Origin of the sequence: [Clostridium] citroniae WAL-17108, from assembly GCF_000233455.1 — a bacterium.
Classification (GTDB): Bacteria; Bacillota; Clostridia; order Lachnospirales; family Lachnospiraceae; genus Enterocloster; species Enterocloster citroniae.
Genome location: NZ_JH376432.1, coordinates 1 through 14,580 on the forward strand (window position 1 = coordinate 1; position 14,580 = coordinate 14,580).

Here is a 14,580-nt window from a genome sequence, read left to right on the forward strand (position 1 = left end):
CCAACTACTAATCAGACGCGGATCCATCTCACACCTACCGGACGTTTTTCTACACCGTACCATGCGGTACTGTGCGCTTATGCGGTATTAGCAGCCATTTCTAACTGTTATCCCCCAGTGTGAGGCAGGTTATCCACGCGTTACTCACCCGTCCGCCACTCAGTCAACCAGAAATCCATCCGAAAATTTCATTCTGATTGCTTCGTTCGACTTGCATGTGTTAGGCACGCCGCCAGCGTTCATCCTGAGCCAGGATCAAACTCTCAAATTAAAAGTTGATTCTTGGTCTTAGACTACTTAGCTTGGCTATAGTTATCTTTAACCTTCATTACTTGGTTTTGTTCCGAATTTTCTCAAATCCAAAGGTCTAAACCAGACCTTTTGTTTTTAGAATTTTCAGGGTTTTACATACTATTTAATCTTCAATTATCAAGGTTCGTTTGTTGTTGTCTTGTTCAGCAGCAACTTTTATATCTTATCACAGCTGCTTGCGTTTGTCAACAACTTTTTTTAGTTTCTTTGTTGTTGTTTTTCAACGGCAACTTTTTTAGTTTATCATAGTTTCCATATTCTGTCAACAACTTTTTCCAACTCTTTTTCGGAGCCGCCCCCCGCTGTTTTCGCGGTGGAACTTTAATATAACACTACTGGCTCAACTTGTCAAGGGAATTTGTGCCATTTTTTTATACAATTTTTAATTCTTTTTCACAACTACAAAATATGCCCGTTTTTTCATAATTCTTCTATATTTAGTGGTTGGCATAAAAATGGCTGAGTCAAGTCTTCTCCAACTTTTCCCAGCCATTTGTGTTAATTCAATATAATATAGGAACAATTATTTCAATCCATACCCGGTCATTTCACAGAGACCAGCCGCATCCTATATAAATGAATGCTCTATTCATACAGCCCAACCTAAAAAATCCCCCGGACAATACCTCCCAGTATAAGGTTGATCAGATTATACCGGTACAAAAACGTAAGCCAGGTACTGGCATAGACCTGTTCCTCCAACATCTTCCCAACAGGCGTTGCCGAAAACAGGCTGAGCACAAATCCCGCCACCCATAGCAGTACCAGCCCCTGGGCAAATCCCAACAGCGCTCCCGCTATATGGTTCAGTCCGTACAGTATAGGAAGGCGGGCAATAAGATCCAGCCATCGTACCACCATATGGATCAATACAAAGACAGCTATAAATAACAGGATGGAAGCAATTGCATTGATAAGCATATCCGCCAGGTACATACTCACATACTCCACAAACTGGTCTACGCCCAATATTTTATAAATCTCGCTGTTGTTATTTTCCAGCAGTACATCCTTAACAGACTGAGGCAGATTCAACCGCTCAATGGACATCCTCTGAGCGGAGGGAAGTCCTGTATCTTCCATGGAAGGCTCCTCCCAGCCAGCGATGCTGAGTATGGCATCAGCCGCCCCCTGCCGGATGGATGGGTTATCTTTTATAAAACCTGTCATGTACGGCGTAGCGATCTTCACAATGACAATGGTGAGCACAAGGGCACCCAGGGATACACACTGCTTTAAAAATCCCCTGTAGTGCCCATACAGAACCATGCCTATCAAAAATACTCCTGCCCCCACGGACAGCCAGTTCTCTATTATCATGTCTCAGCTTCTTTCAGTCTCAATTTCAGTTAATTATCAGGCGTTCTATGGCTGCCGCCACACCATCCTCATCATTGGTAAGGGTGATCTCATCCGCTGCGGCTTTTACAGCCTCAAGGCCGTTCCCCATGGCAACTCCCACTCCGGCTGCCTCGATCATGGAGATATCGTTCTCCCCATCGCCAAAAGCCATGGTCGCTTTTCTATCTATGGACAGGTAGTCCGCTAACCACATAAGGGCATTTCCCTTTGTTGCCCCATGGGCATTGATCTCCAGGTTATTATAGAGAGAAGAGCTGATGACAATTCCTTCCACAGATCCAAGATCCTCTCTCAGGGTCTTTCTTTCTTCCAGATCTCCCAGATAGATGTTCACCTTCTCTGCATCACTGCCGCATTCTTTTACATAGCGGATCACATTGGGCACAACATCTCTGGTGGCCCTGACCATTTTCTGAATGGTGGGTGAAACTCCATAATTTTCCATGTGGTCAATGAACTCAGGCTGGGTAATTCCTCTGCCGTTAATATAAGGATCATACATGGCATTGTACTTATCTGCAATACTCAGAATCTCCAGCGTCTTTTCATTAGTCAGGGTACGGCGGAGCAGGCACCTGGCATTTTCCAGGTCCGCCACCGTACCACCATTGGCGGTAATGGCATAATTTACACCGGGAAGCATACGTATCTCCTCCATAATACCATCCACTGCCCTTCCAGTTGTTGGCACGATCTGAATTCCCATACGGGCACATTTGATCAGTGCCTCCTTATTACGGGGGGACAGACGTTTCCGGCTGTCCAGCAGGGTCCCATCTAAATCAAGTGCTATCAAACCTATGGATTTCATATAAAATGCTCCTCTTTTAATATAAGAAGACCATCTTTGTCATACTTGGATGAAAAGATTCCCGTTATTCGCTTAAAGAACGAAGGATTCTCTGCCTTGTCGGCAGCTTCCTCAATCAGGTCTTCTGCACTTTCCTTGGTAAGGGCGATTCCGTCCTCCTCCATGATTTCGATCCTCTCATAGAGGGCCAGCATGCTTTTGCCGGATATACTGCAGTCAATGTCACTGGCATACTCGCATGCATATTTGGCGAATTCGTCAATGTCCATCTCCTCTTCTTCCATTTCATCCATCGGCAGTTCTTCATTGTCTGTAAATTCCGGCTCAACCAACTTCTTTACAAGTGCAGGTGTAACAGGAACTTCTTTCCTGGCCGGTTTTTTTGCCGGTTCCACGGCCTTCATTACCGGCTGTTTCTTTTCTTCTCTTGCCGGAACCTGCTCTTTTATAGTCTGGGCAACAGGCTGCATCTCCTCCTGCGCCGGACGTTTTAACGGTTCCTGAGGCATGGCCCGCACCGGCTCTTCCTTCTTTTCCTTTGGCATCTCCTGCCTGTGGACCTGGACCTGCCTTACCGGTCGTTTATCTTCTTTGGGCGCTTCATACTCATTTTCCTTTGGGGGCCGGCTTTTCCCAATGTATTCAAAGCGTTTTGCCAGACCCGGATACACTCTGTGAAGGGCGGCCAGACGTTCTGCAGTGTCGATCAGCACCACATTCATGCCGGTCTCATCCCTTGCCATAAGCTGGTTTAATTCCTGAAGTATGGCCTCAGTCATATCCCCCGCCTGTTCGATCATAAGATCCTTTCCGGTCAGTTTGTCAGATAAGTTGAAGACACCCTTGCTGTTAAGCCGCTCTCCTGTTATCTTAGCTGCCTGGTTCTTCGCACCTGTCTCCCTGTGGATCTCCTTTAATGCTTCAATGGCCTTCTCAAGCCCCTGCTGAGGCGTCTCAGCTTCTATCATAAGATGTCTGGCCTCGCGGACTGCTCCCTTTTTTATATCACGGATATCTGAAAGTACGCGGGTCTGAGCAGCCTCTACCTCCTGCTTAAAACCGCTGCCGGAGATTCTGGACATTTCCATGGCCAGGTTGGCCTGAACCTCTGCTTCATGAATACGGGCCTTCAGGGCTTCATCCGACATCCACTGATCGCCTGCAGACTCCTTCTGTCCTGCGCCGGACTCCTGTAAACGCTCCTCAAAGGACTCCTCTGCCGCCCCATCTCCATATGGTTTTTCCAACATTTCCTCTGTTGCCGCCATCTCTTCCTCCCCATCTTCCGGTTCTATAGTAACCTGAGTGCGGGGCGGATCCTCCTCCATAAGGCGGTCATCGGCATACTGGGAATATCCGTCACGGGAATATTCGGAGTATTCTTGGGAATACCGCCCATGACCATAGCCGGATCCCGGGGCATATGCTGATTCTTCGGTATATTCCGGCTCCTCTGCATATTCCTGTTCTTCTGCGTATTCTTGTTCCTCTACGTATTCCGGTTCTTCTGCGTATTCCGGTTCTTCGGTATATACCGACTCTTCCCCATATCCGCCTCCCGAGCCAAATTCTCCCTCATGGCCATTGTCATAGCTGCCTTGACGGGAATTTTCTGTTGCACGTGGGTACTCAGACTCCTGGGCATAGCCTGGTTCCTGGAGATAATCGGATTCACGGACATAGCCCGGTTCCTGGGCATAATCGGATTCCTGGACGTAGTCCGTATCCCGGCCGTAGTCTGATCCCTGATCATAATCGGATTCCCCGGCATAACCTGACTCCTGAGCATAATCCCCTTCCTCTTCATAGCCGGGTTCCCTGGTCACTGCTGCCTCCCTTGCATAGGAGGCAGACTGAGCCCCATAATGATCCCTGCGGGAACCGGCTGCCGGCGTGTCACTGTATTCCTCCACAGGGGCACCCATCCGGTATTCTTTTTCCACTGCCCGGAGTTTTGCCTCATACTTGTCCCTGTTTTCCACCAAATCCATCTGGTATTTGGTAAGAGGGGCAAACTGTATCTTAAGCTCCATTGCCTTTTCCACATATTTACCCAGGCCAAACATAAGCATGATCTTGTCACAGGCCATGATACAAAGCTCTCCCATGCCGGCCTCAGCATACAGTTCAGCCAGCTCGTACAGCCATTTTTCATCTAATTCAATGTTGCAGTACTGTTCCAGGGTGTGGATCAGCTGCTCCACAGGAGCGCCTTTGGCTCCCAATATCATATACCTCAGGATATACTGCCTGGGATCATCAGGCGCCAGGTCGCAGAATTCCCTGTAATAGTCTTCCGCTTCACCGGTGCTGCCCTCTTTTATGGCCAGCTCCGCCAGTTTAAACAGCAGGCGCTTGCCAATAGGCGCACGCTCAAATGCAAGCAGCAGGATATCCTTGGCTTCCTGGTACTCCTGATTCTTCTCATATATGGTTGCCACCATGGACAGGATATTGACATTGCGCACCCTCCGCCAGTCAATGGTATCCGCAATTTTCATGGCTGTCTCATAGTCGCCTTTGTTTACCATCTTCTTAATCTGCTCAACTTTAATGTTAAACTCGTATTTATCCATCTTTTGCATCTCCCTATTGCCCCGGTATGGAATTACCTGTCTGTCAGTCTGTACTATATCTCTGTTCTGCCTTCCAATGCCCGAAGAAGCGTTACTTCATCTATGTATTCCAGGTCGCCGCCAACCGGTACACCGCTGGCGATCCTGGTAACCTTAATCCCGGTAGGCTTGATCAGCTTGCTGATGTACATGGCTGTGGTCTCACCTTCCAGGCTGGAATTGGTTGCAATGATGACTTCCTCCACCTCAGACTGAAGGCGCTGCATCAATTCCTTAAGTTTAATGTCATTCGGGCCAATTCCCAGCATAGGGGAGATGGCGCCGTGAAGTACGTGGTATACACCTTCATACTTGCCGGTTTTTTCATAGGCAGCCAGATCCCTGGTATTCTCAACCACCATAATGGTTTTATGGTTTCTCTTATCGCTGCTGCAGATCGGACAAAGCTCCTTGTCTGTAAGGGTAAAGCACTCTTTGCAGTAGCGCACATTATTCCTGGCTCCTGTCATGGCTCCCGCCAGCTCCTCCACCTGCTCCTTCGGCATATTAATGATGTGAAATGCCAGGCGCTGGGCTGATTTGGCGCCAACTCCCGGAAGTTTTGACAGCTCTTCTATTAACTTGGTAATCTGACTGCTGTAATAATCCATTAGAAAGGAAGACCTCCACCCAATGCTCCGCCAAGTCCGCCTGTAAGCTTGGACATGGCTTCGCTGCTCTCTGCCTCCATCTGACGAAACGCTTCATTGGTTGCCGCCACGATCAAATCCTCCAGCATCTCAATATCATCCGGGTCCACTACTTCCTCGGATAATTTTACGGATACGACCTCTTTCTTACCTGACACTGTAACACTCACTGCCCCGCCACCGGATGCAGCCGTGTATTCCTTGGTCTCCAATTCCTTGGTTGCTTCTTCCATCTGGCGCTGCATACGCTGTGCCTGCTTCATAAGATTGTTCATATTGCCAGGCATTCCGCCTGGAAATCCGCCACGTTTTGCCATGGTGTGTTCCTCCTGTTATCTTCCTTTTTATTATATTCTTCTGATATAACTTCTAATCTTCATATGTAATATCCATATGAATCTTATCTTCCAATTCTTCCTCAGTAACATAGATCGTGTTCAGCCGTTCACCTCTGCCCGCCAGACGGGTCTTGAAGTAAATGGATTTGCCGTAATTGGTCTCAACGTACCGTTCCAGTTCACCGATGACCGTTGGACGTTTGCCCATATCATAGTTCATGGGATCCATAAACACTATGGTAAGGCATCCTTCGCCTCCGGGTTCCACCACGGTATCCCTGAGATAGGACTTTGCTCCTCCGCCCATGCTGCGGACAATTCTGGCCCATTCATTGCGGACCAGCTTCAGATCCTCCAGCTGTGCCTTTGGAAGACTTACCCGCTCTGCCGGTATTTCCGGCTCTGCGGAAGCTGCCGCAGGACGGGCCGCCTGTCCGGCAGTTCCCGCAGCAGCGTATGCCGGAGCTGCTGCCTGTATGGTCATTCGTCCTGCCTCCAGGTCCTCCATCAGCATCTCCAGATCGCCCAGGCGCTGAAGGATGGAATCCAGATTAGGTTCCATGGCCGGACGGGTAAGTTTTATCAGCGCAACCTCTACCAGAACCCGCTTCTGCGTGGCATAGCGCAGTTGGTTGGACAACTCTGAAAATACCCGGATATAACGCATCAGGGTTGGTCCATCCGCCTTTTCCCCGTCTGCCTTCAGCTGTTTTAAATTCTCCTCCGACATGTCCAGCAGACCTTCTGCATCATCTGCGCTTTGGATGAGAAGGAGATTTCTCATATACCATATAAAATCAGTTACAAACTGTCCCAATTCCCGCCCCTGAATCACGATTTCCTCCAGGGCACAGATGCAGTCTTTTGTCCTTCCATCCACAACGGCTCCAAACATCTGGCTGAACACGCCGGCATCCACTGCCCCCAGAACTTCCAGAGCGTTGTCATAGGTCAGCACCTTGCCGTAATGAAACGCCACACACTGGTCCAGAAGACTCAGGCCGTCACGCAGGGATCCATCCGCCGCCTTGGCAATATACATCAAGGCCTTGTCTTCCACCTCAATCTGTTCTGCCTGGGTCAGTTCCCTCAGCCGGTCCGCTATGGTATCCAGGGAAATGCGTTTAAAATCATAACGCTGGCACCGTGAAAGGATCGTGATGGGGATCTTGTGCACCTCGGTTGTGGCCAGTATAAATATTACATAGGAGGGCGGTTCCTCCAATGTCTTAAGCAACGCGTTGAAGGCACCGATCGACAGCATGTGCACCTCATCAATGATATAGACCCTGTACCGTCCCTCGGTGGGAGGATACTGAACCTGGTCCCGGATATCACGGATGTTCTCCACACCATTGTTGGAGGCAGCGTCAATCTCCACCACATTCATGGATGAACCTGTCTGAATGGCCTTACATGTGGGACATTCATTACATGGACTTCCATCCACCGGGTGTTCACAGTTTACGGCTCTTGCAAATATCTTGGCAATACTGGTCTTGCCCGTACCTCTTGTCCCGCAGAACAGGTAGGCGTGGCCGATGCGCTCCGACGTTATTTGGTTTTTCAGGGTCTGCACAATGGGGTCCTGTCCCTTTACATCTTCAAACGAAACAGGACGCCACTTGCGGTATAACGCCGTATATGACATTTTAGTTACTCCTTGTTATTTATATCATTCATCACCAAAGCTGATTCCCACCATCTTGGCTTCCCGGATCATGGAACATTCCGGATCCACTGTCTTTAACTTTCCGGCTACCTCGGACAGCGGTACTTTGGTTATCTCATTGTTTTTAACAGCTACCATGTAGCCGTATTCTTTATCTGCAATCAGCCTGGCCGCAGCGGCTCCCAGCCTTGTGGCCAGAACGCGGTCATAAGAGCAGGGCTCTCCGCCCCTCTGCATGTGTCCCGGTACCGTCACCCTCACCTCGCTGCCTGTAACTTCCTGGATCCTGGCACCGATCTCATATGCCACTGACGGATATACCATGCCGCTTTTTTTCTTTTCCTTTAATTCCTTCTTGGTCATGACCGAGTCTTCCTTGGAAATGGCTCCCTCAGCCACTGCAAGGATGGAGAAACGCTTGCCTGCTTTGGAGCGCTTCATCAGAGCATCACACACCGTATTGATATCGTATGGAATCTCCGGCAATAAAATGATGTCTGCGCCGCCTGCAAGTCCTGCATACAATGTGAGCCATCCCACTTTATGCCCCATAACCTCCACAATAAACACACGTCCATGGGACGCGGCAGTGGTGTGTATACAGTCGATTGCATTGGTCGCAACATCCACAGCGCTCTGGAATCCAAAGGTCATATCCGTTCCCCAGAGGTCATTGTCAATGGTTTTAGGCAGGGATACCACATTAAGGCCTTCCTGGCTCAGCAGGTTGGCTGTCTTCTGGCTTCCATTGCCGCCAAGTACCACCAGGCAATCCAGTTTCAGCTTTTTATAGGTATGTTTCATGGATTCCACTTTATCCAAACCATTTTCATCGGGAATGCGCATTTGCTTGAACGGCTGACGTGAGGTTCCAAGAATCGTTCCACCCTGGGTCAAAATACCTGAAAAGTCTGAAGATTTCATAATTTGATAGTCTGCATACATCAGTCCCTTGTATCCGTCTTCAAATCCAATGATCTCCACATCATCAAATAAGTTGTATAAGGATTTTGCTACGCCTCTCATGGTAGCATTCAGTGCCTGGCAATCTCCCCCGCTGGTCAGCATTCCTATTCTTCTCATACTGCACTTCCTCCATATCAGACTTTTTCCTACTTGTCAATGGTTCTATTATACCCATTTTGTAATTATAACGCAAAGGGTATCTATGGGCAAGTATAAATATTCCTACGATTTTCTTGAGTTTATTTCATAAATGATCTTATTTTTTTTAAAATAAATGGGATATAAATCTGCCGGCAACAATTGTCATCTCCAGATTTATATCCCATTTTTAAATTCCACGCACCTTGCTTTGTGCAATCGCCACGGACGTTACTCATGCAGTTAACTCGGTCCAGGCTGCCTCACGGCACACGGGAGGTTCCGCTTAGTGCTGCTGCATTCCTGCCCTGACACGGTTCACAGATTCCCGTTGCGTAAGACCCAAACGTCAACGCCACTTACACAAGGCAGCTCCGCAACGGGTTGCCCGAGGCAAGGTATCACCCCTGCTGGAGCGGATTGCAGGTACAGGGCACCGCTATCTCCCCGGCTGCGTGGAAACTTTATGACTTGGTTGGGTGTTACACGCTGATTCTACACACTGCGTGTAACCGCTTGTTAAGTATAACTTGCGGGCGTGGTTTTGTCAAGGGGCGCTTGTTTGCCCGCCCTTGCCTGCTTTTACTACCTTTTACTGTTCACAGGGATACCGGTAACGCCACTGGCGCCTGATCTCATCCATAATCTCCATCACCTCAATGATACTCTTATGGGGCATCTCAGGGCACTCCAGCCGGCCCTGTACAATCGCCCTGTGGCAGGCTTCCACCTGGTACTCAAATCCTGTGATCTGCTGCGGGACCTTGCGGGTTTCAACAAGCTTCCGGTTCAGGTCATATATATCGATCTGCCCGCAGTTGTTAATATTATGAGACACCAGATACCCCTGGCTTCCGTAAATAATCCCATTTCTGTCTGTTATTGCCAGAGCGCTGGCATGCAGGACTGCAATTTTACCATCCTCCCATGTAATAGTGATCCCATCCGAAACGTCTGCGCCCTGACGGTTAAATATTGCCTTGGATATGATCGTATCATAATCCTCGCCAAAAGCCATGAGTGCAAAATTAATCGTATAAACCCCCACATCCAGAAGCGCTCCACCTCCCAAGGCAGGGTCCATTACACGATCCACAGATGTCAATACATACCCCAGATTCGCGGTAAGGGATACCGGTCTTCCGATCATGCCTGAATCAATCGCCTCACGGATCATCTGTCTGGATGGAAGGTATCTGGTCCAAATAGCCTCCGCACACATAACTCCCGCCTCTTTTGCAAGATAAAGTATCTCCTTTGCCTGAGAAGCATTCAGAGTAAATGCTTTTTCACAAAGGATATGCTTTCCGTATGCAATACAAAGCTTCATATTTTCAAAATGGCAGGAGTGTGGCGTGGCAATGTATATCATGTCAATATCTTTATCTGCCACAAGGGCTTCATAGGAGCCATAAGCTCTGGCAATGCCATATGCCTGGGCAAACTGCCTGGACCGTTCCAGGGACCGTGAACCCACGGCCCATATTACTGTGTCCTCCATCTGACGGACAGTTTCGGCCATTTTATGTGCAATCTTTCCAGGACCTAATATACCTATCTTAAACATAGTTTTGTCCTCAGCTTTTGGTAATCCAATCCACAAGGTTTTTCCAAATCCTATCATACCCCTCCCATTCCAGGAATGCAGCAGGAGCCCAATGGGGGGCGCAATCCGTGGTAAATACAGCTGTTCTTCCCATTCCGCGTTCGACAATTGCTATAAACGGATCATCCCCCACCTTAACCGGTACTATGGCATCCTCAAAGGGAACCGTCTTATTATACCCCAGCACCAAAGGCCACTCATGGCCAATTCCGTCAACAATCTCATGGGCGGCAACCGTTACCGGAGCCACGCCCTCCGGATGCTCACATCGGTCATCCGTATCCATCACTTTAACCGGCAGCACATCCTGAACAGGACTCATACCCCATTTTCCCTTTGCATCTATACCGCTGAAGGTAAGATAGCCGCCAATCATCAGAAGTCCCCCGCCCCCAAGCACATAATCCCTGATCAGCTGACAACGGTTAGGCCGCCTGTCTCCCCCATAGAACACGGCATCCGGCAATAAAAGTGTATTGGCTCCAATATCAGACAACACAACTACATCAAATTGTTTCAGTTCCTCTATTGTAAAAGGAAATTCATTGGCCGCCACATGACTCGGCATATAGGTAACCTCATATCCGGCACGCTCAAATGCCTGCCTGATCCATTTTTCACCTGTCTCATAACGGGATGTTGTAAAGGAATCATATCCCTTTACATGTGTCATATGAACTATCCACGATTCACCGGCTAACAGTATCTGTTTCATATCATTATTCCTCCTGGTTCTTTTTGTAATGCAGCACAACATCACCATTTTCTAGGTAATCTACCGCCTGAGCGGAAAGTTCGATATCATTAATCGCTTTAAAATATTCCGCCCTGCTGGCAAACACCGGCCTATAGTCCCGTATAACCCTTTTTGCCACAGCTGCATCTTCTGACAACAGCCTGTAAGCAAGGCAGACCAGAAGCTTAGCCGGATTAATACAAGCCTTTTCCGGGTCCGATATGCAGTAGTCCTGGCCGTGCGGCTTGCCCACCGCTCCTGCAGCCTCGGGATGGATGGCCGGAATAAGACTGGAGATATCCCCCATGTCCGTACTTCCATAGGACCATTCAAGGTGCTCAATCTCATGTTCACCAAACAATCGGGCAATAATATCCTCACATTCCGCATACAGGCTTCTGTCACAGTGAAGAGGCATGTTACCCGGCTTGTCCTCGATTAGGACATTTCCTCCCAGTGCTGCCGCTGATGCTGCAAGTGCCCTGTTGATTTTTTCATTCAGGGATTTCATCTGTTCAAAACTGGCCGCTCTCGTATACGCGTCCATTTTGGCCACATCAGGTATGGCATTGGCTGCAAGACCCGCCTGGGTCAGGATGGGATGAAAACGCATGGTCTCCGTGTCAATAAAAGTCTCCCTCAGGGCATTGCAGGCAGTCATGGCTATATTTGCCTCATAAAGGGCATTTACTCCATCCCAAGGGCCCACGCCGGCATGAGCAGCTACTCCCTGAAACTCAAAATGTTTATTGATACAGCCATTTCCACCCTTAAATAGATGGAATAGATGATGGTCGTCCACCATTACATGCACCATGGCGGCAATATCCACATCATCAAAATATCCCCTGTACAGATATTCTATTTTTCCTGCATTATAGTGTATAATCCCCTTTTTCATCAGATCCGCCCGAAACTCCATATCTATGGTCTCTTCCGCAGGTACTGCTATGAACCGTATAGAGCCACACATGCCTTCCAGCGCTCCCGGTTCTGATAATGCGGCGGCACATCCTAGCAAGGCTGTTGTCTGGCAGTGATGACCGCATGCGTGTACTGCTTTTGTTTCCCTGTCGGCTTCGGGATGTGTCTCACACATCAGGGAATCCAATTCTCCCAAAATAGCAAACTTAGGCCCAGGCTTTCCAGTATCCAGGTCTGCGATAAACCCTGTTATATCTTTTGGCTTTGTGACTTTATACCCCAGTGCCTCAAACTGCTCCACCAGGTACTGAGTGGTCTGCCACTCCTTATATCCAATCTCAGGGTGTTTCCATATAAAGCGCTCTGTATCTAGTATTAATTTTCTGTGTTTTTCTACATAAGATGCCATTCGTTCCAAATCATTGGTCATGACCTTGTTCTCCTCTCCATTTTCCATCCCTTTTAATCATAAAGATGGCACATAACCCTGTGCCCTGACTGGACCGTCCTCATATCCGGACACTCCTCTTTGCAGATATCCTTTGCATAAGGACATCTGGTATGGAACACACAACCTGCAGGAGGATTAAGGGGTGAGGGAAGCTCCCCCTGTATCAGTTCCCGTGTTTTCTCTTCCTTTTCAAAGTCTATGGTTGGCACCGAAGACAAAAGTGCCATTGTATACGGATGCATGGGGTGATGAAACAGTTCCTCTGTCTCAGCCTCCTCAAACAGATATCCCAGGTACATAACACCGATTCTTGTGGATATATACCTGACAACGCTGATATCATGGGCAATAAACAGATATGCCAGTTCCCGGCTCTCCTTTAGATCCAAAAGCAGGTTGATGATCTGGGACTGGATGGATACGTCCAGTGCTGACACCGGTTCATCACATACAATAAATTCCGGGTTAAGGATCAGAGCCCTGGCAATGCCTACGCGCTGCCTTTGGCCCCCTGAAAATTCATGGGGATAGCGGTAATAATGCTCGGGCCTAAGTCCAACTTTTCCAAGGATCTCCAGGGCCGCATCCATTCTCTGTTTTATATCCCGGATGCCCTGTATTGCCAAAACCTCCTCTAAAATCTTTCCAATGCTCTTTCTGGGATTCAGCGATGTGTATGGATCCTGGAAAATCATCTGCAGCCTCTGCCTGTAGGTCCTGAATTCTTGCTGAGGAATATGAGTAATGTCCTTGCCATTATACATAATGGTTCCGGATGTCGGTTCCATCAGACGCAGTAAGGAACGTCCCAGCGTACTTTTGCCGCACCCGGTTTCCCCCACCAGGCCGTATACCTCATTCCGCCTGATTTGAATGGACACGTCATTTACCGCCTTCACTTCCGCCTTTTGTCCATTCACCTTTTTTTCCACGGGGAAATATTTTTTTAAATGGTCTGTTTCCAATAAAGGTATCTCATTTTTTTGTTCCGTCATTTGGTTCCATCACCATCCCTCTTTGCCATAAAGCACCTGACTTTATGCCTGCTATTCAGTACGGTCAGTTCCGGCATTTCATTCCTGCACCGGTCCGTGGCAAACTCGCACCGGGGTGCAAACCTGCATCCCTTAGGTATCTGGCTTAACAGAGGAACCATGCCTTTTATGACGTACAGGCGCTCCGGTTTTTCCTCCGACAAAGCTGGTATGGATGCCATCATTCCCTTTGTGTAGGGATGGGCAGGCTGGAGAAACAGTTCCTTCACATCCGCCTCCTCCACAATCTGCCCAAGATACATAACTATCACCCTGTCACATGTTTCCGCAACAACCGCCAGGTCATGGGTGATCAGGATCACACTCATTCCAAGCTGATTTTTAAGATTTACGATCAGATTCATGATCTGGGCCTGTATAGTTACATCAAGGGCCGTGGTTGGTTCATCTGCGATCAGGATGCGTGGCTGGCATACAAGGGCAATGGCGATCATAACCCTTTGTCTCATCCCTCCTGAAAGTTCATGGGGATATTGATAAAACCGTTCTTTATATGCTGGTATCCCCACCTGTTTTAAAATCTGAAGTGCCTTCCCGGACGCCTCCTGTTTGGACATTCCCTTATGATGCAAGAGTATCCCCTCTATGATCTGATCACCGATCCTCATCACCGGATTTAAGGCACTGAGTGCATCCTGAAATACCATGGAAATAGCATAACCTCTGATCTTTTCCATCTGCCTTTCTGTAAGTTCAAGAAGATTCCTGTCCTCAAATATAATTTCTCCTTCAATTTTAGCCAGATACTTTTCATCGTACAGCCGCATTACGGATTGTACCGTTACACTTTTACCGCACCCTGACTCCCCCACGATTCCCAGGATCTCATTCCTGTTTACATGAAAGGTGATTCCGTCCACCGCCTTCATGGTCCCCCGCTCAGTCTTAAATGAGGTGGCCAGATTCTCAACTTTTAACAGTTCTGCATGTTCTGACATTTCCCC

General features: G+C 48.3%; 12 protein-coding genes, 1 rRNA gene and 1 other RNA gene. All 14 read right to left on the minus strand.

Annotated features, from left to right (window positions below):
- Window positions 1-271, minus strand: a 16S ribosomal RNA gene (locus tag HMPREF9469_RS27840); the annotation flags it as partial.
- Window positions 272-915: 644 nt separating this feature from the next.
- Window positions 916-1,632: a CvpA family protein gene (locus HMPREF9469_RS27845; RefSeq protein ID WP_007870385.1), complete on the minus strand. Its 717-nt coding sequence runs from the start codon at window positions 1,630-1,632 to the stop codon at window positions 916-918.
- A 25-nt stretch (window positions 1,633-1,657) separates the two neighbouring features.
- Window positions 1,658-2,485, minus strand: coding sequence for a Cof-type HAD-IIB family hydrolase (locus tag HMPREF9469_RS27850; protein ID WP_007870387.1), 828 nt, complete (start codon window positions 2,483-2,485; stop codon window positions 1,658-1,660).
- Window positions 2,482-5,061, minus strand: a complete 2,580-nt coding sequence (locus HMPREF9469_RS27855; protein WP_007870389.1) for a tetratricopeptide repeat protein — start codon at window positions 5,059-5,061, stop codon at window positions 2,482-2,484. The genes HMPREF9469_RS27850 and HMPREF9469_RS27855 overlap by 4 nt, the downstream gene beginning before the upstream one ends.
- 53 nt (window positions 5,062-5,114) lie before the next feature.
- Window positions 5,115-5,711: a recombination mediator RecR gene (gene recR, locus HMPREF9469_RS27860; RefSeq protein WP_007870391.1), complete on the minus strand. Its 597-nt coding sequence runs from the start codon at window positions 5,709-5,711 to the stop codon at window positions 5,115-5,117.
- Window positions 5,711-6,067: a YbaB/EbfC family nucleoid-associated protein gene (locus HMPREF9469_RS27865; RefSeq protein WP_007870393.1), complete on the minus strand. Its 357-nt coding sequence runs from the start codon at window positions 6,065-6,067 to the stop codon at window positions 5,711-5,713. The genes recR and HMPREF9469_RS27865 overlap by 1 nt, the downstream gene beginning before the upstream one ends.
- Before the next feature lie 52 nt (window positions 6,068-6,119).
- Window positions 6,120-7,739, minus strand: a complete 1,620-nt coding sequence (gene dnaX / locus HMPREF9469_RS27870) for a DNA polymerase III subunit gamma/tau (protein WP_007870396.1) — start codon at window positions 7,737-7,739, stop codon at window positions 6,120-6,122.
- A 24-nt stretch (window positions 7,740-7,763) separates the two neighbouring features.
- The gene (locus tag HMPREF9469_RS27875) at window positions 7,764-8,843 is read right to left on the minus strand and encodes a 6-phosphofructokinase (protein WP_007870398.1); all 1,080 of its coding nucleotides are present in this window, start codon (window positions 8,841-8,843) and stop codon (window positions 7,764-7,766) included.
- A 218-nt stretch (window positions 8,844-9,061) separates the two neighbouring features.
- An RNA gene (gene ffs, locus HMPREF9469_RS31665) (signal recognition particle sRNA large type) lies at window positions 9,062-9,323 on the minus strand.
- Between the two features lie 133 nt (window positions 9,324-9,456).
- A complete protein-coding gene (locus HMPREF9469_RS27880; RefSeq protein WP_007870401.1) occupies window positions 9,457-10,431 on the minus strand; it encodes a Gfo/Idh/MocA family protein in 975 nt (324 codons plus the stop codon).
- A 10-nt stretch (window positions 10,432-10,441) separates the two neighbouring features.
- On the minus strand, window positions 10,442-11,185 hold the full coding sequence (locus HMPREF9469_RS27885; protein ID WP_007870403.1) for a glutamine amidotransferase: 744 nt from the start codon (window positions 11,183-11,185) through the stop codon (window positions 10,442-10,444).
- Between the two features lie 4 nt (window positions 11,186-11,189).
- Window positions 11,190-12,560: an amidohydrolase gene (locus HMPREF9469_RS27890; RefSeq protein WP_007870405.1), complete on the minus strand. Its 1,371-nt coding sequence runs from the start codon at window positions 12,558-12,560 to the stop codon at window positions 11,190-11,192.
- A gap of 32 nt (window positions 12,561-12,592) precedes the next feature.
- Window positions 12,593-13,576 carry an ABC transporter ATP-binding protein gene (locus HMPREF9469_RS27895; RefSeq protein WP_007870408.1) on the minus strand — a complete coding sequence of 328 codons (984 nt, stop codon included), beginning with the start codon at window positions 13,574-13,576 and terminating at the stop codon, window positions 12,593-12,595.
- The gene (locus tag HMPREF9469_RS27900) at window positions 13,573-14,574 is read right to left on the minus strand and encodes an ABC transporter ATP-binding protein (protein WP_007870420.1); all 1,002 of its coding nucleotides are present in this window, start codon (window positions 14,572-14,574) and stop codon (window positions 13,573-13,575) included. The genes HMPREF9469_RS27895 and HMPREF9469_RS27900 overlap by 4 nt, the downstream gene beginning before the upstream one ends.
- Window positions 14,575-14,580: the final 6 nt, after the last annotated feature.